Here is a 23,638-nt window from a genome sequence, read left to right as displayed (position 1 = left end):
TATCAGGCGGTGACGACCGAGGCTGCGCCACGGCGGGCGTCCAGCGAATAGGCGCCGGCACCGACGGTGGCGAGCAGGATATAGGCGCCGGCCAGCGTAAAATTCTTCATCATCATGATCTGGTTCAGCGTGTTGATCCAGCCGAGTGCTGCGTCCGGCCAGCCCGGGATGGCAACCGTGCCGGAATGGAAGACGGCGCCGGTGAAGATGCAGAAGAGCGCGAGAGCCCAGCCGACGATCTTGACCTGGAAGCCGACGAGAACGGCAAGGCCGGTCACCAGTTCGAACAGGCCGGCGAGATAGGCAAGCGCGGTTGCGGCCGGCAGGCCGGCGCCGGTGATCATGCCAGCGGTGGCGGCCGGATCGGCCAGCTTGCCGAAGCCGGACAGGATGAAGATGAACGAGAGGAGGATGCGGGCAACGAGAATGACTGCGTTGTTGGTGGTCGACATGGAAAGTCTCCAGAGGATGTGCCGTGGCGGCGGTGTATGTCTGGTGGAGAATATGCGCCAGATTGTCGCGCCGCGAAAGATGAACGGATGGAGACGAATTGTTCGGTAATTGTGAACGAAGCTTGCGCCTTGGTTTCCCGGTTGAAATTGGCAGCCACTGGTCCCTATGCTGCGGCGCAATCATGGGGGTGGATATGACGGATCAGTGCATAGGGTTTCGAGGCGGACTGCTGCTGGACGAGGCGCGGTCGAACTGGAGCGGCGAGGGGCCGCGTCCTGTCCGCTGGTCCGCCTGGTATCCTGCCGCGCCCGGCAGTCTCATGCAGGAAATCGCGATCCCGCCCGGCCGCCCCTTTTATTCCCTTGGGCTGCTGGCGCCGGAGGCAGCCATTCGACCGGGCATTGATCGTTTTCCGGTGGTTCTGATCTCGCACGGCACGGGCGGTTCCGCCTCGGGTCTCGGCTGGCTCGCCTCTGCCCTTGCCGCGCAAGGTCGTGTGGTGCTGGGCGTTGATCATCATGGCAATACCGGCGTGGAAGCCTATCGCGCCGAAGGGTTTTTGTGCTGGTGGGAAAGGGCGCGGGATCTGAGTTTCCTGCTGGATTGCCTCTCGTCGGAGGGCGCGTTTGCCGGGCGGCTGGATCTTTCCGATGTCACGGCAGCCGGCTTTTCGTTGGGCGGTTATACGACGCTGGCGCTGGCGGGTGCCATTACGGAAACGGAACGGATGATGGCCTTCGTCAAGGACCATCCCTCGACCGCCGGCCCGCAGGAAATGCCGGATCTGGCCGGCCAGATCGAGCCGCTTCTGGCGTCGAGTGCCGTGTTCCGCCAGTCCTGGGAGCGCCAGTCGCAGAGCTACCGCGACGAACGGCTGCGCGCGGTCGTGGCAATCGCGCCGGCGCCGCCGGTGCGTGGTTTCACGGAGGAGAGCCTGCGCGACATCCACCTGCCGGTGACGATCCTGTGTGGTGAGGCGGATGAGGAAGCACCCTATGACCTCTGCTCCGCTTGGTTGAACGAGCGCCTGCGCAACAGCAGCCTGACCAGTCTAGGCAAGGACGTCGGTCACTATACACTGCTACCGGTCGCGGCGGAGACGGCAGCCCGCTACAATGCACAATACTGGGTGGATGCGCCGGGGGTTGACAGGGCCGCCGTGCACGCAACCGCCGCGCAACTGACGCTCGCAGGACTTGTCGGCCCGGCAAGCTGAAGCATCCGGCAATGCAAAAAGGGCGGCCTTGCGAGCCGCCCTTTCCGTAAGTCCGAACCGGATGGTCCAGATGTCAGACCCGAAGGTCTTACATCATGTCCATTCCGCCCATTCCGCCCATGCCGCCCGGCATGCCGCCAGCGGATTCCTTCTTCGGCAGTTCGGCGATCATGGCTTCCGTCGTGATCAGCAGCGAAGCAACCGAAGCGGCGTTCTGCAGAGCGGTACGAACGACCTTGACCGGGTCGACGATACCCATGGCGATCATGTCGCCATACTCGGAGGTCTGAGCGTTGTAACCGAAGTTGTCGTCGTTCTTTTCGAGGATCTTGCCAACAACGATCGAAGCTTCGTCACCGGCGTTGTCTGCGATCTGGCGAACCAGCGACTGCAGAGCGCGGCGAACGATGTTGATGCCGGCTTCCTGGTCGTCGTTGACGCCCTTGACGGTGATCTTCGTGGAGGAACGCAGCAGAGCGGTACCACCGCCCGGTACGATGCCTTCCTGAACGGCCGCGCGGGTTGCGTTCAGAGCGTCATCGATGCGGTCCTTGCGCTCCTTGACTTCGACTTCCGTTGCACCGCCAACGCGGATCACGGCAACGCCGCCAGCGAGCTTGGCAAGACGTTCCTGCAGCTTTTCGCGGTCGTAGTCGGAGGTGGTTTCTTCGATCTGGGCCTTGATCTGGGCAACACGGCCTTCGATGTCAGCCTTCTGGCCTGCACCGTCAACGATCGTGGTGTTTTCCTTGGAGATCGAAACCTTCTTGGCGCGGCCGAGCATGTCGAGGGTGACATTTTCGAGCTTGATGCCGAGATCTTCGGAGATCACGGTACCGCCGGTGAGGATCGCGATGTCTTCCAGCATAGCCTTGCGGCGATCGCCGAAGCCCGGAGCCTTGACGGCAGCGATCTTCAGGCCGCCACGCAGTTTGTTGACGACGAGGGTCGCAAGAGCTTCGCCTTCGACGTCTTCAGCGATGATGACGAGCGGCTTGCCGGTCTGAACGACAGCTTCGAGAACCGGCAGCATGGCCTGGAGGTTCGAGAGCTTCTTTTCGTGCAGCAGGATGAAGGCGTCTTCCAGGTCAGCAACCATCTTTTCCGGGTTGGTGACGAAGTAAGGCGACAGGTAACCGCGGTCGAACTGCATGCCTTCGACGACTTCGAGTTCGGTCTCGGCGGTCTTGGCTTCTTCAACCGTGATGACGCCTTCGTTGCCGACCTTCTGCATGGCTTCCGCGATGTCGCGGCCAACCTGCGTGTCGCCGTTTGCCGAGATCGTGCCGACCTGGGCAACTTCTTCCGAGGTGTTGATCTTCTTGGCCTTGGCCTGGAGATCCTTCACGACTTCAGCAACGGCGAGATCGATGCCGCGCTTCAGGTCCATCGGGTTCATGCCGGCAGCAACGGCCTTCTGGCCTTCGCGAACGATGGCCTGGGCCAGAACGGTTGCGGTGGTGGTGCCGTCGCCTGCGATGTCGTTGGTCTTCGAAGCAACTTCGCGGACCATCTGGGCGCCCATGTTCTCGAACTTGTCTTCCAGTTCGATTTCCTTGGCAACCGATACACCGTCCTTGGTGATGCGCGGAGCGCCGAAGGACTTGTCGATAACGACGTTACGACCCTTCGGGCCGAGCGTAACCTTGACGGCATCTGCGAGAATGTCGACGCCACGCAGCATTTTTTCGCGCGCGGTGCGGCCGAATTTGACTTCCTTAGCAGCCATTTTGAAAACTCCTTGGGGCGTTCTGCCCGCTGTCGTTCAATCTTGTTGTGGAAGAACCCTCGGCTGAAATCAGCCGATGATGCCCATGATGTCGGCTTCCTTCATGATCAGAAGGTCGACGCCGTCGAGCTTGACTTCCGTGCCGGACCACTTGCCGAACAGGACGCGATCGCCAACCTTGACGTCGAGCGCGACGAGTTCGCCGTTTTCCTTGCGGGCGCCCGGGCCAACAGCGATGATTTCGCCTTCAGCCGGCTTTTCCTTGGCGGTGTCGGGAATGATGATGCCGCCCTTGGTCTTTTCTTCAGACTCGACGCGACGAACGACAACGCGGTCGTGCAGCGGGCGGAAATTGGTGCTTGCCATTGTCTAATCCCTCGATCAAATGACATAGACGGGTCTCTAGGGCCCGTGATCCTGCTGTTAGCACTCCTTAGTGGCGAGTGCTAGCGAGGTTGAGATAAGATCGAGCGACGGATGAGTCAAGAAGCGGCGCAAAAAATCCGTGTTCTTGCCCTCTTGGGTCGCCGATCCGCGGTTTGACAGTTCCGGTGACATCTGAGATGGTCAGGTCGTGGAGTGCGCGGAACTCTCCATGAGGCGCCATGCCGGAATTTCGCATCCGTCAATCATCAGACCACGGACATCGAACATGGCACCCTTTGGCGCAATTTCCGCAGACAAGCTCTTTCGCTTGCTGGGGTCAGCCCAGTCCCCCCTTCTTATCGACGTCCGCACGGCAGACGATGCCGAAGCCGACCCGTTTCTCCTGCCCGCATCCGTTCGCCGCGATCATCGTTCTGTCGAGCAGTGGGCCGCAGAGATCCGTTCCTCCTCCGTTGTGGTGATCTGCCAGAAAGGCAGAAAGCTGAGTGAGGGCGTTGCCGCCCATCTGCGGCTTCTGGGCCTTTCTGCGGAAGTCCTGGAGGGAGGAACGGTTGCCTGGATGCAGGCGGGACTTCCGCGCGTGCCGATGGCCCCTCTCCCAACGCATCAGGGTGGCACGCTTTGGGTCACCCGCAATCGCCCGAAGATCGACCGGATCGCCTGCCCGTGGTTGATCCGCCGCTTCGTCGATCCCTTTGCAAGGTTTCTCTTCGTGACCGCGTCTGAGGTCGATGCCGTCGCCGAACGGTTCGACGCAATCCCTTTCGATATGGAAGGTGGTGTCTGGAGCCATCACGGGGAACGCTGCACGTTCGACACGATGCTGAGCGCCTTTTCACTGGAGACGCCAGCCCTCACGACGTTGGCGCGGATCATTCGTGGTGCCGATACAAACCGGCTGGACATCGCGCCCGAAACCGCGGGTTTGCTGGCGATATCGCTTGGCCTGTCGAGACTCCATCAAGACGATCTTCAGCAGCTGGAGCAGGGTCTTGCGATCTACGACGCCCTCTACAGATGGGCGCGAGACGCCATGGATGAAAAGCATGACTGGATCGTCCGCGGTCCCCGAAACGAGGTGAAGGAATGAGTGTCGCAGTCGATTCTCCCGCCCGGGCCAGTGGTGCAGAGCCGAGCTTCCCCGACCTCGTCCGGGTGTTCGCCCGCATCGGCTGCCTCTCCTTTGGTGGGCCGGCTGCGCAGATCGCGCTGATGCACAAGGCGATCGTCGACGAGCGCAAATGGCTGTCGGAGGAGCGGTTCCTGCATGCGCTGAGCTACTGCATGCTGCTGCCCGGCCCTGAAGCGCAGCAGCTTGCGACGTATATCGGTTGGCTGATGTTCGGCGTCCGCGGCGGCATCGTCGCCGGCCTGCTGTTCGTGTTGCCGGGCCTTTTCGTCATCATCGGCCTGTCGACGCTCTACGCTTTGTTCCAGGATGCCGGCTGGCTCGCCGGCCTGTTCTTTGGGCTGAAGGCGGCGGTCCTGACCATTGTGCTTCAGGCGGTCATCCGGCTTGCCAGCCGCACGCTGAAGACGCGGTTTCTGCTGGGCCTCGCCGTTGCTGCCTTTCTGGCGCTTTTCGTCTTCGCTCTGCCGTTTCCGCTCGTGGTGCTGGCCGCCGCTCTTGCCGGGTTTTTCCAGGCGCGCAGGGTGTCGGCCGGAGCCGGCACACCAGAGCCGGTCTTGACGGAGCCGCCGCGCGGCCGCGTGCCGCTTGGCCGCTCGCTTCTGTCGCTCGCCTTCTGGGTGCTGGTCTGGCAGCTGCCCTTCCTGCTTCTTTTTTTTGTGGCCGGGGCGGAAAACCTTGCCGCCATGTTCGCCTTCTTTTCCAAGATGGCGCTCGTCACCTTTGGCGGCGCCTATGCGGTACTCGCTTATGTGGCGCAGGTGGCCGTGCAGGATTACGGCTGGCTGAGGCCGGGCGAAATGCTGGACGGGCTGGCGCTTGCGGAAACCACGCCGGGGCCGCTGGTGCTGGTACTCTCCTATGTCGGTTATCTCGTCGGCTTCCGGGCGGTGCCGGGCATCGATCCGGTTCTCGGCGGCATTCTGGGTGCGACGCTCACGGCCTGGGCGACCTTCGTGCCGAGCTTCATCTGGATCTTTGCCGGCGCGCCTTACATCGAGCGCCTGCGCGGCAAGCCGCAGATTTCCGCCGCCCTGTCCGCCATCACCGCCGCGGTTGTGGGTGTCATTGCCAACCTGGCGCTGTGGTTCGGCCTGCATGTGCTGTTTGCCGAGGTGGCCCGCCTGCCGCTCGTCCCCGGATGGACGGGGGAGAGGGCGCCAGGCCTCTGGTGGCCAAGCCTCACCACACTCGATCCGGCGGCCCTGGTTCTTTTCCTCGTCTCGGCGCTGATGCTGCTGAGGCTGAAGATCGGCCTGGTGAAGGTGCTTCTGGCGTGCGCCCTTGCCGGCCTTTTCTGGCGTCTTGCCGGCTTCTGATCCGGCGGCGGCAGCCGTCAAGGGCAACGGAAACTCCTTGCCATCGCAGCCGAGCTTTGCCATGTCAGCGCCAGACATATTCTTGAACCGTATCGGGTGACCATGGCAGACCGCATTCAGAACCTCAGCGCGATCACCTCGGGCTACGAGCTCGTGCTTTCCGATGTGTGGGGCGTGCTGCACAATGGCATCGACGCTTTCCCCGCAGCCTGCGTGGCGCTGTCCGAAGCCCGCAAGGCAGGGCTGGCCGTGGTGCTGATCACCAATTCGCCGCGCCCGGCGCCGGGTGTCATCGATCAGCTGCGGGCCATCGGCGTGCCGGACGAGGCCTATGACCGCATCGTCACCTCCGGCGATGTGACCCGTACCCTGATCGCCGAAGGTCCGCAGAAGGTCTTCCTGCTCGGCCCCGAACGCGACATGCCGCTGTTCGACGGGCTGGACGTAACCGTCACCGGCGAGGGCGAGGCAGAGGCAGTCGTCTGCACCGGCTTTTTCGACGATGAAAAGGAAGTGCCGGAAGATTACCACGACATGCTGGTGCGTTTCGTGGAAAAGGGCGCCCCCTTCATCTGCGCCAATCCGGATCTCGTCGTCGAGCGCGGCCATCGCATCATTCCCTGTGCCGGCGCCGTTGCCGCCTATTACGAACAGCTCGGCGGCGCCACCCGCATTGCCGGCAAGCCGCACAAGCCGATCTACGAGGCAGCGCTCGCCGCTGCCCGCGAGGTGAAGGGCGAAATCGACATGGCCAAGGTGATCGCGGTGGGCGATGGCATGCCGACGGATGTGAAGGGAGCCCTCAGCTACGGTCTCGACCTTCTCTACATTTCCGGCGGCATCCATGCGGCGGAATACACCATCAATGGCGAGACCGACGAAGCCATTTTGAACGCCTATCTGAAGCGCGAAGGTGCAACGCCGAAATGGTGGATGCCGCGCCTCGCCTGACGGAAACCGCTCCATGACCGTGTTCTACCGCAATGAAAAGAAGGAAGCGCTGCCACCCGAACTGAAGGGCGGTGTGGTGGCGATCGGCAATTTCGACGGCGTGCATCGCGGTCACCGCAGCGTGCTGGAACGGGCGCTGGCGCTTGCCGAAGCGCGGGGCGTGCCGGCGCTGGTGCTGACCTTCGAGCCGCATCCGCGTACGGTCTTTCGGCCCGACCAACCCGTCTTCCGTCTCACGCCGGCGCCGATGAAGGCAAGGTTGCTGGAGGCCATGGGCTTCCGCTCCGTCATCGAATATCCCTTCGACCGCGAATTCTCCCAGCGTTCCGCCGAGGATTTCGTCAAATCCGTGCTCGCGGACTGGCTGCAGGCAAGCGCGGTCGTCACCGGTTTCGATTTCCATTTCGGCCGCGGCCGCGAAGGCGGACCCGCCTATCTGATGGAAGCCGGCCGCCGCCACGGGTTTGACGTCTCCCTCATCGATGCGTTCCGCGACGAAGGCGCCGAGGTGATTTCCTCGAGCCGCATCCGCGCGCTGCTGGGCGAGGGGGATGTAGCTCAGGCCGCCGGCCTGCTCGGCTATCGTTATACCGTCGAGGCCGAGGTGATCGGCGGCGAACAGCTCGGCCGCACCCTGGGTTACCCGACTGCCAACATGCGGCTGGTGCCGGAAACCGAACTGAAGGCCGGCATCTACGCCGTGCGCTTCCGCCGCCCGGATGGCACGCTGCATGATGGCGTCGCAAGCTTTGGCCGCCGCCCGACGGTGACCGACAACGGTGCGCCGCTGCTCGAAACCTTCCTCTTTGATTTCTCCGGCAATCTTTACGGCGAAGTCTCGGCCGTCTCCTTCTTTGGTTACCTGCGCCCCGAGCTGAAATTCGATGGTCTCGATCCGCTGGTGGTCCAGATGAAGCAGGACGAGGCGGAAGCGCGTGCGCTTCTCGCAGGCGTCACGCCGCTTGGGGACCTGGACGCGACGATTGCGTTTTAAAGACGCTTCACGGCACTTTAGCTATGGGCTGATCGGATAGAGTGACGGATTGTCATTCCACGGATTGAACACGGCAGCACCCGTGTGGACAACATCGCGGGTGTTTCTGGTTACGAGATAGAGGCGATGTCGTATTGCCGTCGCCGCCAGAAGTGTATCAACGACCGGCGGCGCGTGTGTGGTTGCCAATTTGATCCTTCCGGAGAGCTGCCCCCAGAGCCGAACAGTTTCATTGTCGACGGGCAATGTGCGGTGCGAAAACCGTTCCTCCAAGGCATCTCTGGCCCCGATGTAGCGAGCGCGGCTGGGATCAGTAGGCGGTAGGTTCTCGATCCCTTTATCGTATTCTGCTAAGGTGAGAATACTAATGTAAAGGTCCCGCTCATCAACAGCATTGGCCCAGGTTTTTACCGAGCGCGCTCCGGTGGCATTGGAAAGGGCTGCGATGACGTTGGTGTCGAGAAGCCAGCCGATCAAAGGTCCAGGTCCCGCCCTTTGTCTGGCTCCCTCTCGAGCGGCAGGTCTTGAAGCCCGAGGCTCTCCAGAAACGAGACCAATGGCTGCCGATTACGTTCCGTCAGGCGCTCAAGTTCGTCAGAGCTGATTACGAATACGCTTTCACCGTCACGCACGGCAACCCTCTGTGGTCCTTCTTGTCGCGCTCGGCGGACAACCTCGCCGAAACGAGCTCTTGCATCGTCCAGTTCCCAGCTGTCGCTTTCCTGAGGTGGCACTTTGAACCGTGGCATCCGGCGCTCCCTATCGGTTATATAGACAATCTAAGCCAATGCCCGCCACCTGTCCAATTCGCCGCCATCTTGCCCCTTCCTTTTGTGGCCAAAAACCCGTAAAGACGCGGCACCATGATGAATTTCCGGGCGGCCCGCATCCTTCGAATTATTGGCCCGGCCTTCCTCGCTGCGTGACCGCGCGGGAAGGTCCGGGATTTTGCTGCTCGGGTTCCACTCGGGCGCTCGCCGCCATTCCATGACACATCCGCGACCCCGCCGGTCGCCTTTTCCGATGGTTGATCCATGACCGACACCAAGACCGAGACCGCCGACAAGACCGATTATTCCTCAACGCTCTACCTGCCGCAGACCGAGTTTCCGATGCGCGCCGGCCTTCCCCAGAAGGAGCCGGAAATGGCGAAGAAGTGGAAGGAGATGGGGCTCTACAAGAAGCTGCGCGCGTCTGCCGCCGGCCGCGAAAAATTCGTGCTGCACGATGGCCCGCCTTACGCCAACGGCAACATCCATATCGGCCATGCGCTGAACAAGGTGCTGAAGGACGTCATCACCCGCTCGTTCCAGATGCGTGGGTTTGACTCGAACTATGTGCCGGGCTGGGATTGCCACGGTCTTCCGATCGAATGGAAGATCGAAGAAGCCTACCGCGCCAAGGGCAAGGACAAGAACGAAGTCCCGATCAACGAATTCCGCCAGGAATGCCGCGAATTCGCACAAGGCTGGATCAACATCCAGTCGGAGGAATTCCGCCGCCTCGGCATCGAGGGCGATTTCGACAATCCCTACACGACCATGGCCTTCCATTCGGAAGCCCGCATCGCCGGCGAGCTTTTGAAGATCGCCATGAGCGGCCAGCTCTATCGCGGCTCCAAGCCGATCATGTGGTCGGTCGTCGAGCGCACCGCGCTGGCGGAAGCCGAGGTGGAGTATCACGAGGTCGAAAGCGACACGATCTGGGTGAAGTTCCCGGTGGTGAGCTATGATAAGGAGTACGACCAACAGCAGTCTGAGGTCCGTAAGGCGCTCTATCTTACTGGCGGGCTTTCTGAAGTCGAAGCGACGCGGGCCGCGCAGCAAGGTAGTCTTGCTGATACCTCAGTTCTTATCTGGACAACTACGCCTTGGACCATTCCGGGCAACCGCGCGATCTCGTACTCACACAAGATCAAGTACGGACTTTATCTCGTAACCGACGCACAGAATGAATTTGGACCTCAGCCCGGTGAGAGGTTCATTGCTGCTGAAGCTCTGGCTCGTGGTTGTGCAGAGAAGGCGAAGCTAACGATCAAAGAGCTCCGCAGTGACATTGCTTGGCATGAGCTCCAGAATATCACCTGCGCCCACCCGCTCGTACACCTCGGCTACACCTTCCCTGTTCCGCTTCTCGATGGCGATCATGTCACCGACGATGCCGGTACCGGTTTCGTCCACACCGCGCCTTCGCATGGTCGCGAAGACTTTGACGCCTGGATGGCCAATGCCAATCTCCTGCGCAATCGCGGCATCGACACGAAAATCCCGTTCCCGGTCGATGACGCCGGTTTCTACACCGAGGAAGCCCCGGGCTTCGGCCCCTCAGCGGAAGGTGGTGCCGCGCGTGTCATCGATGACAACGGCAAGAAGGGTGATGCCAACAAGCGGGTGATCGAGGCTCTGATCGCCGCGAACAACCTGTTTGCCCGCGGCCGTATCAAGCATGACTACCCGCATTCCTGGCGCTCCAAGAAGCCGGTCATCTTCCGCAACACGCCGCAATGGTTCGTCTATATGGACAAGGACCTCTCCGACGGCACGACGCTGCGCACTCGCGCGCTCAATGCGATCGACCAGACCCGTTTCGTCCCCGCCGGCGGCCAGAACCGCCTGCGCGCCATGATCGAGCAGCGCCCGGACTGGGTACTGTCGCGTCAGCGCGCCTGGGGCGTGCCGATCTGCGTCTTTGCCGACAAGGACGGCAATGTGCTGAAGGACGAGAAGGTCAATGCCCGCATTCTCGAAGCCTTCGAGACGGAAGGGGCGGACGCCTGGTTTGCCGAAGGCGCCAAGGAACGTTTCCTCGGCAACGAGCATGACGGCGAGAAGTGGCAGATGGTCACCGACATCCTCGACGTCTGGTTCGACTCGGGCTCCACGCATACCTTCACGCTGGAAGATCGCCCGGACCTGAAATGGCCGGCGGATGTCTATCTGGAAGGATCGGACCAGCATCGCGGCTGGTTCCATTCCTCGCTCCTGGAAAGCTGCGCCACGCGTGGCCGCGCGCCTTACAACGCCGTCATCACCCATGGCTTCACGATGGCGGAAGATGGTCGCAAGATGTCGAAATCGCTCGGCAATACGGTGACGCCGCAGGATGTGATGAAGGAATCGGGCGCCGATATCCTGCGCCTCTGGGTCATGTCGACCGACTATGCCGAGGATCAGCGCCTCGGCAAGACGATCATCCAGACCAATATCGATGCCTATCGCAAGATCCGCAACACGATCCGCTGGATGCTCGGCACGCTCGCCCACGACAAGGGCGAGGAGATCGCCTATGCCGAGCTGCCGGAACTCGAAAAGCTGATGCTGCATCGCCTCTCCGAGCTCGATCAGCTGGTGCGCAAGGGTTATGACGAATTCGACTTCAAGCGCATCGTCCGCGCTCTGAGCGACTTCGCCAATGTGGAACTGTCCGCCTTCTATTTCGACATCCGCAAGGACACGCTCTACTGCGAGGCACCCTCCAGCCTGAAGCGCCGCGCGGCACTCCACGTCATCCGCAAGCTCTTCGATTGCCTGGTGCTGTGGTTTGCCCCGATGATGCCGTTCACCACGGAAGAGGCCTGGCTGTCGCGCGATCCGTCCGCCGAGTCCGTCCACCTCGAACAGTTCCCGGCCATTCCGGCAGACTGGGCGAACGAGGCGGTCGCGGAGAAGTGGAAGCATGTCCGCACCGTCCGCCGTGCCGTCACCGGCGCGCTGGAAGTGGAACGCAAGGAAAAGCGCATCGGTTCGTCGCTGGAAGCAGCCCCGGTCGTGCATGTGGCCGATCCGGAGCTTCTGAAGGCGCTGGACGGTCTGGATTTCGCCGAGATCTGCATCACCTCGGATATTTCCGTCGTGGCGGGCGAGGGACCGGCCGAGGCCTTCCGTCTCGATGACGGCACCAAGGTTGCGGTGGAGCCGAAGCTGGCCGAAGGCACCCGCTGCGCCCGCTCCTGGAAAATCACCAGGGATGTCGGGTCCGATCCGGACTATCCGGATGTCTCCGCCCGCGATGCGCAGGCGCTGCGCGAACTTGCCGCGCTCGCGTGACATGGTTGCCGGATGATTGCGCTTTGCCGCGTCATCCGGTAAGTCTGCCTGAAATTGGCCGGATTTTTCGGCCAAGGGTCGTTCTAGTAGTCTCGCTGGCGTTTGTGTTGCGCCGCTGCAAGGGGTTGAATGAAGACGATGCAGGGAATTCGCGTGCGCGCAAGTCTGTTGGCCGTGACCGCAGCTGCCATCGGCCTGTCGGGCTGCGTTGGCGGCCCCACCTACGGCACCAGCAAGACCGCCGGCGAACAGCTGATGGACGATCTCGGTCAGTCGCTGGCCTTCCAGCAGGAGCCGGCCAACAAGGATACGCGCTACAATCCGCGTCCGCAGCTCGTCGTTAACAAAAAGTCCGAAGCTGTTCTTCCCTCGCCGCAGGCATCGCTGGTCGGCCGCGAAAACAATCCGAACTGGATCGAATCGCCGGAAGAAACCCGTGCGCGTCTGCGCCAGGAAGCGGAAGACAACAAGAACAATCCGAATTACCGTTCGCCGCTGCTCGTCGGCAGTGGCACGGCCGGCACCTTGACCGAATCCCAGAAGTGGGAAGCCTTCCGTCAGGCCAAGGCCAATGCGGAAAGCCCCGGCATTGCCGGCCAGCGCCGCACGCTGACGGAACCGCCGGCCCAATACCGCCTCGCCGACAATGCGGCGCTCACCGATCTCGGCGAGCCTGAGGAAAAGAAGGAGCGCGAGCGGAAGAAATCCGCCGCTGCCGCCTCCGCCAACACCTCGTCCTGGTGGAACCCCTTCAAGTAAGGGCTGTCAGCTTCTCTTTGCGTGAAAGAAGCCGGTGAGGATCGCCGCCGCTTCGGTCTCCGCAATCCCCGAATAGACGTCCGGCGCATGGTGACAGGTTGGCTGGTTGAAGAAGCGCACCCCGCTTTCCACCGCGCCGCCCTTCGGGTCCTGTGCGCCGTAATAGAGCCGGCGGATACGGGCAAACGAAATCGCCGCCGCGCACATGGTGCAGGGCTCCAGCGTGACGTAAAGATCGGCACCCGTCAGCCGTTCCTGACCAAGCGCTTCGCAGGCGTACCGGATGGCGGCAATCTCCGCATGCGCCGTCACGTCGTTGCGTTCCCGCGTCATGTTGCCGGCCCGGGCAATGATCTCGCCGTCCAGCACGATCACCGCGCCAATCGGTACCTCGTTGCGATCCGCCGCCTTCTGCGCCTCTTCAAGCGCAGCAACCATGAAACGATTTGTCCCGTTCATGCCGCGATTTCCTCTTAACCCGAAGGACGCGAAGTGCTAGCAACGGTCCAACCCCGTGTCGCGCGCAGGACCTCTGCATCGTGACCAGACGAAAAATTCAGTCAAACAGTGATGTCCTGGACGGCTTTCGTCCGACACACGCCCCAGGCAAACAACAAATGAGCTTCAAAGACAAGCCGAAGCGCGAGGGCCGCAAGCCCTTCGAGCGCGAGACGAAGAAGACCGATACCGCCAAGCGCAGTGACGGCTCAGCCAAACCCGCCCGCAAGCCGGCAGCAGACCGCACGACGGCCGCTGCGTCTACCGAAGGCAAGCCCGAACGGATTTCCAAGATCCTCGCCCGCGCCGGCGTGGCCTCGCGCCGCGATGTCGAGCGCATGATCATGGAAGGTCGCGTGCGGCTGAACGGCCAGGTGCTGGATACACCAGTTGTCAACGCCACGCTTTCCGATGCGATCGAGGTGGATGGCCAGCCGATCCGCGGCATCGAGCGCACCCGCCTCTGGCTCTACCACAAGCCGGCTGGCCTGGTGACGACCAATTCCGATCCGGAAGGCCGCCCGACCGTGTTCGACAACCTGCCGGAAGACCTGCCGCGGGTCATGTCGGTCGGTCGCCTCGACATCAACACCGAAGGCCTGCTGCTGCTCACCAATGACGGTGGCCTGTCGCGCGTTCTCGAACTGCCGACCACCGGCTGGCTGCGCCGTTACCGTGTGCGTGCCTATGGCGAGGTGAGCCAGGAAGATCTCGACAAGCTGAAGGACGGTATCGCCGTCGACGGCGTGCTCTACGGCGCGATCGATGCGACGCTGGACCGAACCCAGGGCCACAATGTGTGGATCACCATGGGCCTGCGCGAAGGCAAGAACCGCGAGATCAAGAACGTGCTCGGCGCCCTCGGGCTCGAGGTCAACCGCCTGATCCGTATCTCCTACGGTCCCTTCCAGCTCGGTGACCTGCCGGAAGGCCATGTGGTGGAAGTGCGCGGCCGTATGCTGCGCGATCAGCTCGGCCCGCGCCTCATCGAGGAATCCAAGGCGAATTTCGACGCGCCGATCTACAGCAGTCCGGTGGCGGATGACGAGAAGCCGCAGCCGAAGGCAGCCTCTTCCCGCGAAGAGCGCCCCTGGGGCGCCGAAGACCGTCCGGAGCGGCCGAAGGGCCGTCTCGAGACCCGGTCGGACCGCGGTGGCGACCGTTTCGAAGGGCGCGATAAGGGCCGCGGCAAGGATCAGGGCCGTGGGCCCAAGGATTTCGACAAGCGTGGCGGCAAGCCTGGCGAGGGCAAGTTCGGCGACGACAAGGCCAAGAAACGCCTGCCGATGGGCACGTCGCGTACGGCCAATGTCTGGATGGCGCCGGGCGCCCGCCCGACGGCCGATGCCGGGACCAAGAAATCGGCCCGCGCCGAGGCCGAGCGCCTGTTCAACAAGGCGCCGGAGCCGCAGCGCCGCACCTCCAGCATTCCGATCAACCGCGTCGAAGGCGACAGCGACTGGATCCGCGCCGAAGCGCCGGCCCGTCGTCCGCGTGACGAGGAAGAGGGCTTTGGCCGCCGGGATCGTCCGGAACGTGGTGGCGACCGCCCCGCCCGTGGCGACCGGCCGGACCGTGGCGAGCGTCCCGCCCGCGGTGAACGCCCGGCACGCAGCGAAGGCCGTGATCGTCCGGAACGGTCCGACCGGTTTGAACGCTCCGAACGCTCGGAGCGTCCCGACCGCGGCGAGCGCAGTGAACGCGGTTTTTCCGATCGTCCTCGCGGTGATCGGCCGCGCGGCGATTTCAAGCCGCGCGAGGAGGGAGATCGTCCGCGCGCCAAACCTTACGGTTCTGGCTCCGGTCCCGGCCGCTCGGCCCGCGAAAATGCCGAACGTGCCTTCAGTCGCCCCTCTGGCGACCGGCCGGAAGGCAAGCGGTCGGAAGGTGGTCGCGGTGGTTTCGGTGGCAGACCGTCGGGTGACCGGCCTTCGGGCGAGAGGTCTTTTGGCGAGCGCTCTGGCGGTGGCAAGCCGTTTGGCGGCAAGCCCGGCGGTGGCAAGAGTTTTGGCGGCAAGCCGGGTGGTGGAAAGCCCGGTGGCGGCAAACCGGGCGGACGTCCTTCGGGCGGCAAGCCTTCGGGTGGTCGCGGCCCGGGTTCCGGGCCGAAAGGCGGCGCTTCGCGTTCCAGAACACCGAGAGGATGACGTGACGTGCGGATCGTAGGTGGTGAGTTTCGGGGCCGCACTCTGGCCGCGCCCAAATCCAACGCGATCCGGCCGACCATCGACCGGACGCGCGAAAGCCTGTTCAACATCATCGGCCATGTCTACCCGGAAGCGATCGAGGGCGCGCGCGTCATCGATCTGTTTGCCGGCACGGGGGCCGTGGGGCTGGAAGCCCTGTCGCGCGGCTGTCGCAGCGCGCTGTTCGTCGAAAACAGCATCGAGGGCAGGGGCCTTCTTTGGGAAAACATCGAACAGTTCGGCCTGCATGGCCGTGCGCGTATTCTGAGGCGCGACGCCACGAAACTCGGAGGCGTCGGCACGATGGAACCCTTCCATTTCCTGTTTGCCGATCCGCCTTATGGCCAGGGCCTCGGCGAAGCAGCGCTTCTTGCCGCCCACCAGGGCGGTTGGCTTTTGCCCGGTGCGCTGGTGGTCGTCGAGGAACGCGCCGATGTGACGCTTTCGGTCGATCCGGTCTTCGCGCCCCTGGAGCAGAGACTGTTCGGCGACACCCGGATCAATTTCTTCCGTTACCAGCCCGCCTGAAGGGGACCCGGATGAATACCAGGCTATCGCTTCCCGAGACACGTGCCGCGTCCGGTAATGGATCCGGCGATGGTTTCAGGGTGGCGCTGGCGCTCGGTGGCGGCGGTGCCCGCGGTATTGCGCATATCGCGGTGATCGAGGCGCTGGATGAGATGGGCATTCGCCCGGTCGCGATTGCCGGGTCTTCGATCGGCGCCATCTTTGGCGCCGGCATGGCCGCCGGCATGTCGGGCGCCGAAATCCGTGCTTTCACCCTGGAGACGCTCGGTAACCGCGGCACGGTGCTCAATCGCCTGTGGTCGCTCGGGCCCGATGCGATGCGCGACATGGTGGGCGGCTTCCGGCTCGGCCATTTCAACCTCGCGCGCATTCTGACGGCCTTCCTGCCCGCGCAGGTGCCGGCGCGTTTCGAGGATCTCGCAATTCCGCTGAAGATCGCGGTGACGGATTATTACGGCCAGTCGGAGGTCATCCTCGAAGAGGGCGACCTTCAGGCCGCCATGGCCGCCTCGGCCGCCATTCCCGGCCTCTTCATGCCGGTGCGTATCCACGGCCGCATCATGGTGGATGGCGGCATCTTCAACCCGATCCCGTACGAACACGTCGCCGATGGTGCCGATATCGTCATCGGCGTCGATGTGGTCGGCGGCCCGGAAGGTGACGGTACCCACGCGCCGAACCGTATCGAGAGCATGTTCGGCGCCAGCCAGCTGATGATGCAGGCCTGCATCGCGCTGAAACTCAAGCTGCATCCGCCGCATCTTTTCCTGCGCCCGCCGGTCAGCCGCTTCGGTGTCCTGGATTTCCTCAAGGTGCGCGAGATCCTGGAGGAAACCGAGGTCGTCAAGGACGAGCTGAAACGCGGGCTGGAGAGCCTGATCGAGGCCTCCTCCCGCGCCTGATCCCGGACAGATCAGAGTGTGTCTGCCTGTTCGGCCGCGTCGCGCGGATCGAGGATCGGCGCGCGTTTCGGTTTCATCAGCGGTTCGGGGCGAACCGGGCGGGTGTGGAGCATGTGCAGGCCGGCCGTCAGGCCCTCTGCCGCCTGGATCTGCAGCCGCTCCTCGTCACGTTTGCGAATATCGTCGCCAATCTCGGCGGCCTGTGCTTCCGACGTGCCAAGGCCTTCCAGCATCTTGCGGCCGAACAGAAGGCCTGATTCCAGCGTTTCGCGCAGTTCGTATTCCACCTCGCGCGCCCGGAGCGAGAGCGTATGGATGCGGTCGTAAGAGCGCACGTAAAGCCGCACGTCGGGAAACTCGGCCCGGATCATGTTGACCACCTTGTCGGTGATCTCGGGTTTGTGGGTACAGACCGCGACGATCTTGGCCCGTTCGATGCCGGCGGCCACCAGCACTTCACGCCGCGTCCCATCGCCGAAATAGATCCGAAAACCGAAGGCGGAGGCCTGGCGGATACGATCGGCAGAATCGTCGATCATGGTCACGTCGCTGCCTCCGGCAAGCAGGATCTGCGCGGCGATCTGGCCGAAACGGGAAAAGCCCACCATCAGCACATCGGCGCCGGCACCATCGAAGTCCTCCGCCAGTTCCTCCCGCTTCTCCCGCACCAGGAAACGCCGGGTCAGCGCCGCGCCGAGCGGTGTCAGCGCCATCGACAGCGTGACGCTGGCAATCAGCAGCGAGGAGGTGGCGGGCGTCAGCAGGCCGGCGGCGACCGCCGTGGTGAAGAGCACGAAGCCGAATTCGCCACCCTGCGGCAGAAGCGCCGCGATGCTGGCGGCATCCTGATGGGTCGAGCCCCAGAGGCGGCTGAGGCCATAGAGCACAAGCGCCTTGACGATCATGAAGGCCGGCACGCCGAGAAGGATCAGCAGCAGGTTGTCGAGGATTGCGCCGAGCTCCAGCGAGAGACCCACGGCGATGAAGAACATGGCAAGCAGCAGGCCGCGGAAGGGTTCGATATCCGCTTCCAACTCGTGCCGGTAGGAGGATTCGGCCAGCATCACGCCGGCGAGAAAAGCACCCATCGCCATCGAAAGACCCGCGAGCTGCATGATGATGGCTGATCCGAGCACCACAAGAAGTGCCGCCGCCAGCATCACCTCGCGCGCGCCTGTTCGGGCAATCACCTGGAACATCGGCGTCAGCAGGTAGCGGCCCGCCAGCACCAGCAGCCCGACCGCCGCCGCAGCCACACCGAAATCCCGGAAGAAGGTGCTGGTCTCCGTTGCCCCGGCGCCCAGCAGCGTGACGAGTGCGAGAAGCGGAACGATGGCGAGATCCTGAAACAGCAGGATCGAGAAGGATCGCCGCCCATAGGCGGTGTTGCCTTCGCCGTTGTCCGCCAGGATCTGCAGCGCAAAGGCGGTGGAAGACAGTGCAAGGCCGAAGCCCGCAATGATGCTGCCCTGCCAGGAGGAAAGGCCGACGAGCCAGGCAAGGCCGGTCAGCAGGAAACCGGAAATCACCACCTGCGCGGTGCCGAGCACGAAGATGTCGCCACGCATCTGCCACAGGCGCGACGGCTTCAGCTCCAGCCCGATGATGAAGAGCAGGAAGACCACGCCGAGTTCCGAAACGTGCAGGACTTCCTTCGGATCGTTGATCAGCCTGAGGATCGGGCCGATGACGATGCCGGCCGCCAGATAACCCAGCACCGTACCGAGCCCCAGCTTCTTGAAAATCGGAGCGGCCAGCACTGCGCCGCCCAGAAGCAGCAGCGTCTCGTTCAGCATCGGGTCTGATGTTGCCATGCGTTCTCTCGGGTTCCTGATGTTTGCGGCGAAGAATCGAACTCCGCCCTTGATGCTTTCTCTAGTGCACAATACATGGTTCGGGAATGAAAGGCTCATCCCATGTCGTCTGAAATCGATTCCGGTGCCCTCCTGTCTCGCGCAAGCGAGCTCATCGATCTTGCACAAAAGTCTGGCGCCGATCAGGCCGATGCGGTGGTCGTCCGTTCCCGTTCCCGCTCCGTCAGCGTGCGCCTCGGCAAGGTGGAAAGCACCGAAGCCTCGGAAAGCGATGACTTTTCGCTGCGTGTCTTCGTTGGTCGCCAGGTGGCGAGCGTTTCCGCCAATCCCGGTTTCGACCTGAAGGCGCTGGCCGAGCGTGCCGTCGCCATGGCGAAGGTCTCGCCGGAAGATCCTTTCGCCTGCCTGGCGGACGAAGCGGATCTCGCCCGTTCCTATCCGGATCTCGAACTGTTCGATCCGACGGAAATGTCGACGGAAGCGATGACGGAAGCGGCGCTCGCGATGGAGCAGGCGGCTCTTTCGGTCTCCGGTGTGACCAATTCCTCCGGGGCAGGCGCTTCCGCCGGCATCGGTGGTCTGGTTCTTGTTACCTCCAACGGTTTTTCCGGCAGCTATATGGCCAGCCGCTTTGGCCGTTCCGTCAGCGTCATTGCCGGCGAAGGCACGAAGATGGAGCGCGATTACGATTTCGACAGCCGGCTTTATGCCGCCGATCTCGATGCGGCCGAACTGATCGGTCGCCGCGCCGGCGAACGGGTCGTCAAGCGCATCAATCCGCGTCAGGTGCCGACCGGCAGCAATGTCACCGTGGTCTTCGATCCGCGCGTTGCCCGCGGTTTTGTCGGCCACATCGCCGGCGCGATCAATGGTGCCTCGGTTGCCCGCAAGACCAGCTTCCTGCGTGACAAGATGGGGCAGCAGGTGCTGAAATCCGGACTTCACATCACCGATGATCCGCTCGTCGTGCGCGGCTCCTCCTCGCGTCCCTTCGATGGCGAGGGCGTGAAGGGCGAACGCATGGTGATGATCGAGGATGGTGTGCTGAAACACTGGTTCCTGTCGACCTCGACCGGGCGTGAGCTGGGCTTGCCCACCAATGGCCGCGGCGTGCGTGGTGGAACCGCCGTCACCCCGGCCTCGACCAACCTTGCGCTGGAGCCGGGCGACATCGCGCCCGAAGACCTGATCCGCAGCATCGGCACCGGTTTTTACGTCACCGAACTGATCGGTCAGGGCGTCAACATGATCACCGGCGAATACAGCCGCGGCGCTACCGGTTTCTGGATCGAGAACGGCGAACTCGCCTATCCGGTCTCGGAGGTCACGATCGCCTCGAACCTCAAGGACATGTTCATGCGTGTCACCCCCGCCAACGACATCGATCGTAAGTACGGCGTTGCCGCGCCGACGATCGCGATCGAAGGCATGACGCTGGCGGGACGCTGATCTTGAACGCAACGCCGGCCGCAGACTGGACGGAAGACCTGGCGCTGATCCGCGACGCTGCGCGGCAGGCCGGTGAGATTGCGCTCGGTTTTTTCGGCAACGCGCCGGAGGTCTGGTGGAAGAATGAGGGACGCTCCCCCGTCAGCGCAGCCGATTTTGCCGCCAACGACCGCCTGCAGAACCTGCTTCTGAAGGCGAGGCCCCATTACGGCTGGTTGTCCGAGGAGACCGATGACGATGCCGCGAGGCTCGACGTCGAGACCCTCTTTGTCGTCGACCCCATCGACGGCACGCGTGCCTTCATCAATGGTGAGAAGACCTGGTGTGTCAGCGTCGCCGTTGTGCATCGCGGCAGCCCCGTGGCCGGCGTGCTGTATGCCCCAGCGCTGGCCGAGGAATTTTATGCCGCCGCGCAGACGCCGGCCTACAAGAACGGCGTCGTCATTTCGGTCTCGTCCGAAAAGCCCGGTTCTGTGCGGCAGATCGCTGTGGCCGAAGACATGCTCGGCCGCTTCTCGTCCGAGTTTCGCGCAACGCTGAACCGCATCCGCCATGTGCCCTCGCTCGCTTATCGTCTGGCCATGGTCGCTGACGGCCGGATCGATGGCACGGTGGTCAAGCGCAACAGCCATGACTGGGATCTGGCGGCCGCCGATCTCATCCTGGAACGGGCCGGCGGTCGGTTGGTGGATCTTGACGCAAGCCGCCTGATCTACAACCGCCGTGAGGTGCAGCACGAAATTTTGTGCGGCGGCGCGGAACATGTGCTGGATAGCCTGGTGCGCGGCCTTCGCGCGGGTTGACCTTTGCCGCGGAATGCCGCAGGAAAAGTACTCTTTTTCAAGCATAGACGAGGCTGACAATGACCGACCAGAGCGGCAAAAAGCAACTTCTTCACCTGGTGTTCGGGGGCGAGCTTGAAAGCCTGCAAGGGGTCGAGTTCAAGGATCTGAACGCGCTCGACATCGTCGGTATCTTTCCGGATTACGCAAGCGCCCTGACGGCCTGGAAATCCAAGGCGCAGGCCACCGTCGACAATGCTCATATGCGCTATTTCATCGTCCACATGCACCGCCTTCTGGACCCCAACGCCAAGGACTGACAAGCGGCAGGCACTGCGCGGGACGGCGCGTTTTTGACGCATTTATGACTTAGGGCGAGCAGGTGGATCGGCAGTGAGGCGGACGGTGAGCGGAAGGAACGACCAAAGGTGAGCGGCTTGGCGCGCATAGCCCTGTTGGGATACCGTGTCGCTGGCATCTGCGCCTATCCGCTGATGTCGCCTTATCTCACGTATCGTGCGCTGAAGGGCAAGGAAGACCGCAAACGCCGGCTGGAGCGTTTCGGTTTTGCCAGCCAGCCGCGCCCGCATGGTCCGCTGGTCTGGGTGCATGCGGCAAGCGTTGGTGAAACCAACGCCGTCATTCCGCTGATCCGCGAACTTCTGCGTCGCGAAATCCATGTTCTGCTGACGACCGGCACGGTGACCTCCGCCGAAGTGGTCGCCAACCGCCTCGGCAATGAGGTCATCCATCAATATGTGCCGCTCGATCTGAAATTCCCGATCAAGCGGTTCATCGCCTATTGGCACCCGGATGCGGCGATTACCGCTGAATCCGAGATGTGGCCGACGACCATGGCGGAGCTTGCCCGCCGCAACATTCCGCAGATCCGCGTGAACGGCCGCCTGTCGGACCGTTCCTATGATCGCTGGCAGCGCAACAGCAAGGTGGCTGAGCTTCTGTTCGGAAAGCTTTCGTTGGTGGTGGCGCGCTCCGATGTGGATGCCGAGCGTTTCCTGGATCTGGGGTCCTGGCCGGTCGTGATTTCCGGCAACCTGAAGGGCGATACCGATCCGCCGCCGGTCGATCCGGACCTGCTCGCCCGTTACCGGGCGCAAATCGGCGACCGCCGCACCTGGGCCGCAGTCTGCACCTTCAACGGAGAAGAATCTGCGGCGGCCTTTGTGCACCGGGCGTTGAAGCCGCGTAACCAGCAGCTCACCATCATCGTGCCACGCCATCCGGAACGCGGCGACGAGATCGAGGCGATGCTGGTGGAAAAGGGCCTGAAGGTTGCCCGCCGCTCGCGCAATGACGAAATCACGCCGGAAACGGACATCTTCCTCGGCGATACGATCGGCGAGATGGGTCTTTACCTGCGCCTGACGGAAATCTCCTTTGTCGGTCGGTCGTTGACGGAGGAGGGCGGGCAGAACCCGATGGAATCCTCGATGATCGGCTGCGCCGTGCTTTCGGGTCCGAATGTCCAGAACTTCCGCGAGACCTATCAGCATATCATCCGCAAGGGTGGCGCCCGCATGATCCGCGACGTCGAGATGCTCGCCAAGGCCGTGCATTACCTGATGTCCAACGACATCGCCCGCCGCAAGATGATCGATTGCGGCCAGGAGGCGGTGCAGGACATGCGCGGTGCGCTGTCGACCACCATCAAGGCGCTGGAACCCTACATCAACCCGCTCACCGTGACCGCACGGCTGCGCCCGGCCGGAACGGATGGCTGATGGCATCCCCCCTGTCCTCGATCCGCGGTCTCCTGTTCGACAAGGACGGAACGCTGCTCCGGTACGATGAAAGCTGGGGCCCGGTGAATCGCGAGGCGGCCCGCATTGCCGCAGCAGGCGGTGGGACGGAACTCGAAGAGCAACTGCTGCTGGCCTGCGGCATGGACCCCGTTACCGGTAAAACGAAAGCCGACAGCCTGTTTGCCGCGGGCACTGCCGCGCAGATCGCCGCCGGTTTCGTCGCTGCCGGTTCTCCGCGCGAAGTGGGAGGCCTGACCATCGAACTCGACGATCTCTTCGTGCGCGCGTCGGATTTTTCCGTCGCGGTGACGGATCTCGGCGCCTATTTCGGCCGGCTGAAGGCGCGCGGATTTCTGCTGGGTGTCGCCTCGAGCGACAATGAACGTTCGATCCGCGAGACCGCCCGCCGTTTCGGTTTCCTGGAGCATCTCGATTACATTGCCGGTTATGACAGCGGCTTCGGCTGCAAACCGGAGGCCGGGATGGTGCTGGGCTTCTGCCGCCTGACAGGGCTTGACCCGTCCGAGGTCGCCGTCATCGGCGACAACAATCACGATCTGCACATGGCCGCCGCCGCGAAGGCGGGCCTGAAGGTGGCGGTCCTGACCGGCACGGGTTCGGTTGCCTCGCTGGAAGCCGCGGCCGATCACGTGCTCGGCGATATCACCGGCCTGGAAACGCTTTTGCCCGAGCGCCTGCCCGCCTGAGGCGACGGTCCTCGCTTCTGTTGCGG

At 63.1% G+C, this 23,638-nt stretch carries 22 protein-coding genes; 15 read left to right on the top strand and 7 right to left on the bottom strand.

Going from position 1 to position 23,638, the window contains the following annotated elements; genetic code table 11:
* Positions 1-2: 2 nt before the first annotated feature.
* Positions 3-452 carry a DoxX family protein gene (locus tag OU993_RS03475; protein WP_268154861.1) on the bottom strand — a complete coding sequence of 150 codons (450 nt, stop codon included), beginning with the start codon at positions 450-452 and terminating at the stop codon, positions 3-5.
* A 194-nt stretch (positions 453-646) separates the two neighbouring features.
* Between OU993_RS03475 and OU993_RS03470 the strand changes: the two genes are divergently transcribed.
* Entirely contained in the window at positions 647-1,669 is a 1,023-nt protein-coding gene (locus OU993_RS03470) for an alpha/beta hydrolase family protein (protein WP_268154860.1), read from the top strand.
* 88 nt (positions 1,670-1,757) lie between these two features.
* Here OU993_RS03470 and groL read toward each other — a convergent pair whose 3' ends face one another.
* Positions 1,758-3,398, bottom strand: coding sequence for a chaperonin GroEL (groL, locus tag OU993_RS03465; RefSeq protein WP_268154859.1), 1,641 nt, complete (start codon positions 3,396-3,398; stop codon positions 1,758-1,760).
* A gap of 69 nt (positions 3,399-3,467) precedes the next feature.
* Positions 3,468-3,764, bottom strand: a complete 297-nt coding sequence (gene groES / locus OU993_RS03460) for a co-chaperone GroES (RefSeq protein ID WP_268154858.1) — start codon at positions 3,762-3,764, stop codon at positions 3,468-3,470.
* A 286-nt stretch (positions 3,765-4,050) separates the two neighbouring features.
* Between groES and OU993_RS03455 the strand changes: the two genes are divergently transcribed.
* The 4 genes from OU993_RS03455 to OU993_RS03440 all read left to right on the top strand — a co-directional run bounded on the left by OU993_RS03455 (position 4,051) and on the right by OU993_RS03440 (position 8,178).
* Positions 4,051-4,875 carry a sulfurtransferase/chromate resistance protein gene (locus OU993_RS03455; RefSeq protein ID WP_268154857.1) on the top strand — a complete coding sequence of 275 codons (825 nt, stop codon included), beginning with the start codon at positions 4,051-4,053 and terminating at the stop codon, positions 4,873-4,875.
* Positions 4,872-6,233 (top strand): chromate efflux transporter, encoded by a 1,362-nt coding sequence (gene chrA, locus OU993_RS03450; protein ID WP_268154856.1) that lies wholly within the window; start codon positions 4,872-4,874, stop codon positions 6,231-6,233. Before OU993_RS03455 ends, chrA begins: the two co-directional genes overlap by 4 nt.
* Positions 6,234-6,335: 102 nt before the next feature.
* The gene (locus OU993_RS03445) at positions 6,336-7,184 is read left to right on the top strand and encodes a TIGR01459 family HAD-type hydrolase (RefSeq protein ID WP_268154855.1); all 849 of its coding nucleotides are present in this window, start codon (positions 6,336-6,338) and stop codon (positions 7,182-7,184) included.
* A gap of 13 nt (positions 7,185-7,197) precedes the next feature.
* Positions 7,198-8,178 carry a bifunctional riboflavin kinase/FAD synthetase gene (locus OU993_RS03440; protein ID WP_268154854.1) on the top strand — a complete coding sequence of 327 codons (981 nt, stop codon included), beginning with the start codon at positions 7,198-7,200 and terminating at the stop codon, positions 8,176-8,178.
* A gap of 21 nt (positions 8,179-8,199) precedes the next feature.
* Here OU993_RS03440 and OU993_RS03435 read toward each other — a convergent pair whose 3' ends face one another.
* On the bottom strand, positions 8,200-8,655 hold the full coding sequence (locus OU993_RS03435; RefSeq protein WP_268154853.1) for a type II toxin-antitoxin system VapC family toxin: 456 nt from the start codon (positions 8,653-8,655) through the stop codon (positions 8,200-8,202).
* Positions 8,652-8,927, bottom strand: a complete 276-nt coding sequence (locus OU993_RS03430) for a type II toxin-antitoxin system prevent-host-death family antitoxin (protein WP_268154852.1) — start codon at positions 8,925-8,927, stop codon at positions 8,652-8,654. The genes OU993_RS03435 and OU993_RS03430 overlap by 4 nt, the downstream gene beginning before the upstream one ends.
* A gap of 285 nt (positions 8,928-9,212) precedes the next feature.
* Here OU993_RS03430 and ileS point away from each other — a divergent pair, with 285 nt between their 5' ends.
* Positions 9,213-12,224 carry an isoleucine--tRNA ligase gene (ileS, locus tag OU993_RS03425; RefSeq protein ID WP_268154851.1) on the top strand — a complete coding sequence of 1,004 codons (3,012 nt, stop codon included), beginning with the start codon at positions 9,213-9,215 and terminating at the stop codon, positions 12,222-12,224.
* 129 nt (positions 12,225-12,353) lie between these two features.
* Positions 12,354-12,983, top strand: a complete 630-nt coding sequence (locus OU993_RS03420) for a hypothetical protein (RefSeq protein WP_268154850.1) — start codon at positions 12,354-12,356, stop codon at positions 12,981-12,983.
* A 6-nt stretch (positions 12,984-12,989) separates the two neighbouring features.
* Here the strand turns inward: OU993_RS03420 and OU993_RS03415 are convergent, their stop codons facing one another.
* On the bottom strand, positions 12,990-13,442 hold the full coding sequence (locus OU993_RS03415) for a nucleoside deaminase (protein ID WP_268154849.1): 453 nt from the start codon (positions 13,440-13,442) through the stop codon (positions 12,990-12,992).
* Positions 13,443-13,600: 158 nt separating this feature from the next.
* Between OU993_RS03415 and OU993_RS03410 the strand changes: the two genes are divergently transcribed.
* The 3 genes from OU993_RS03410 to OU993_RS03400 are packed head-to-tail and all read left to right on the top strand — an operon-like array spanning position 13,601 to position 17,097.
* Positions 13,601-15,628 (top strand): pseudouridine synthase, encoded by a 2,028-nt coding sequence (locus OU993_RS03410; RefSeq protein WP_268154848.1) that lies wholly within the window; start codon positions 13,601-13,603, stop codon positions 15,626-15,628.
* Positions 15,629-15,634: 6 nt separating this feature from the next.
* Positions 15,635-16,195: a 16S rRNA (guanine(966)-N(2))-methyltransferase RsmD gene (gene rsmD, locus OU993_RS03405; RefSeq protein WP_268154847.1), complete on the top strand. Its 561-nt coding sequence runs from the start codon at positions 15,635-15,637 to the stop codon at positions 16,193-16,195.
* Positions 16,196-16,206: 11 nt separating this feature from the next.
* Positions 16,207-17,097 (top strand): patatin-like phospholipase family protein, encoded by an 891-nt coding sequence (locus OU993_RS03400; RefSeq protein WP_268154846.1) that lies wholly within the window; start codon positions 16,207-16,209, stop codon positions 17,095-17,097.
* An 11-nt stretch (positions 17,098-17,108) separates the two neighbouring features.
* Here the strand turns inward: OU993_RS03400 and OU993_RS03395 are convergent, their stop codons facing one another.
* Positions 17,109-18,911 carry a monovalent cation:proton antiporter-2 (CPA2) family protein gene (locus tag OU993_RS03395; RefSeq protein WP_268154845.1) on the bottom strand — a complete coding sequence of 601 codons (1,803 nt, stop codon included), beginning with the start codon at positions 18,909-18,911 and terminating at the stop codon, positions 17,109-17,111.
* A gap of 102 nt (positions 18,912-19,013) precedes the next feature.
* Here OU993_RS03395 and OU993_RS03390 point away from each other — a divergent pair, with 102 nt between their 5' ends.
* The 5 genes from OU993_RS03390 to OU993_RS03370 all read left to right on the top strand — a co-directional run bounded on the left by OU993_RS03390 (position 19,014) and on the right by OU993_RS03370 (position 23,612).
* Positions 19,014-20,360, top strand: a complete 1,347-nt coding sequence (locus tag OU993_RS03390; protein ID WP_268154844.1) for a TldD/PmbA family protein — start codon at positions 19,014-19,016, stop codon at positions 20,358-20,360.
* Between the two features lie 2 nt (positions 20,361-20,362).
* Positions 20,363-21,163: a 3'(2'),5'-bisphosphate nucleotidase CysQ gene (locus OU993_RS03385; protein ID WP_268154843.1), complete on the top strand. Its 801-nt coding sequence runs from the start codon at positions 20,363-20,365 to the stop codon at positions 21,161-21,163.
* Positions 21,164-21,222: 59 nt separating this feature from the next.
* Positions 21,223-21,462, top strand: a complete 240-nt coding sequence (locus OU993_RS03380; RefSeq protein WP_268154842.1) for a DUF4170 domain-containing protein — start codon at positions 21,223-21,225, stop codon at positions 21,460-21,462.
* 108 nt (positions 21,463-21,570) lie between these two features.
* Complete coding sequence (gene waaA / locus OU993_RS03375) at positions 21,571-22,884, top strand: lipid IV(A) 3-deoxy-D-manno-octulosonic acid transferase (protein ID WP_268154841.1); 1,314 nt, start codon at positions 21,571-21,573, stop codon at positions 22,882-22,884.
* The gene (locus OU993_RS03370) at positions 22,884-23,612 is read left to right on the top strand and encodes an HAD family hydrolase (protein WP_268154840.1); all 729 of its coding nucleotides are present in this window, start codon (positions 22,884-22,886) and stop codon (positions 23,610-23,612) included. Before waaA ends, OU993_RS03370 begins: the two co-directional genes overlap by 1 nt.
* Positions 23,613-23,638: the final 26 nt, after the last annotated feature.

This window comes from Rhizobium sp. SL86, from assembly GCF_026672545.1.
Taxonomy (GTDB): domain Bacteria; phylum Pseudomonadota; class Alphaproteobacteria; order Rhizobiales; family Rhizobiaceae; genus Neorhizobium.
This window is presented reverse-complemented; position numbering and strand designations above follow the sequence as displayed.

What these genes read in the sequence shown, in the direction of transcription:
- OU993_RS03410 (WP_268154848.1), top strand. Translation starts at nt 13,601, where the DNA reads ATGAGCTTCAAAGACAAGCCGAAGCGCGAGGGCCGCAAGCCCTTCGAG.
- OU993_RS03420 (WP_268154850.1), top strand. Translation starts at nt 12,354, where the DNA reads ATGAAGACGATGCAGGGAATTCGCGTGCGCGCAAGTCTGTTGGCCGTG.
- groES (WP_268154858.1), bottom strand. Translation starts at nt 3,764, where the DNA reads ATGGCAAGCACCAATTTCCGCCCGCTGCACGACCGCGTTGTCGTTCGT.
- OU993_RS03380 (WP_268154842.1), top strand. Translation starts at nt 21,223, where the DNA reads ATGACCGACCAGAGCGGCAAAAAGCAACTTCTTCACCTGGTGTTCGGG.
- OU993_RS03390 (WP_268154844.1), top strand. Translation starts at nt 19,014, where the DNA reads ATGTCGTCTGAAATCGATTCCGGTGCCCTCCTGTCTCGCGCAAGCGAG.
- OU993_RS03400 (WP_268154846.1), top strand. Translation starts at nt 16,207, where the DNA reads ATGAATACCAGGCTATCGCTTCCCGAGACACGTGCCGCGTCCGGTAAT.
- OU993_RS03415 (WP_268154849.1), bottom strand. Translation starts at nt 13,442, where the DNA reads ATGAACGGGACAAATCGTTTCATGGTTGCTGCGCTTGAAGAGGCGCAG.
- OU993_RS03470 (WP_268154860.1), top strand. Translation starts at nt 647, where the DNA reads ATGACGGATCAGTGCATAGGGTTTCGAGGCGGACTGCTGCTGGACGAG.
- OU993_RS03475 (WP_268154861.1), bottom strand. Translation starts at nt 452, where the DNA reads ATGTCGACCACCAACAACGCAGTCATTCTCGTTGCCCGCATCCTCCTC.
- OU993_RS03455 (WP_268154857.1), top strand. Translation starts at nt 4,051, where the DNA reads ATGGCACCCTTTGGCGCAATTTCCGCAGACAAGCTCTTTCGCTTGCTG.
- OU993_RS03370 (WP_268154840.1), top strand. Translation starts at nt 22,884, where the DNA reads ATGGCATCCCCCCTGTCCTCGATCCGCGGTCTCCTGTTCGACAAGGAC.
- OU993_RS03395 (WP_268154845.1), bottom strand. Translation starts at nt 18,911, where the DNA reads ATGGCAACATCAGACCCGATGCTGAACGAGACGCTGCTGCTTCTGGGC.
- groL (WP_268154859.1), bottom strand. Translation starts at nt 3,398, where the DNA reads ATGGCTGCTAAGGAAGTCAAATTCGGCCGCACCGCGCGCGAAAAAATG.
- chrA (WP_268154856.1), top strand. Translation starts at nt 4,872, where the DNA reads ATGAGTGTCGCAGTCGATTCTCCCGCCCGGGCCAGTGGTGCAGAGCCG.
- OU993_RS03440 (WP_268154854.1), top strand. Translation starts at nt 7,198, where the DNA reads ATGACCGTGTTCTACCGCAATGAAAAGAAGGAAGCGCTGCCACCCGAA.
- ileS (WP_268154851.1), top strand. Translation starts at nt 9,213, where the DNA reads ATGACCGACACCAAGACCGAGACCGCCGACAAGACCGATTATTCCTCA.
- OU993_RS03445 (WP_268154855.1), top strand. Translation starts at nt 6,336, where the DNA reads ATGGCAGACCGCATTCAGAACCTCAGCGCGATCACCTCGGGCTACGAG.
- OU993_RS03430 (WP_268154852.1), bottom strand. Translation starts at nt 8,927, where the DNA reads ATGCCACGGTTCAAAGTGCCACCTCAGGAAAGCGACAGCTGGGAACTG.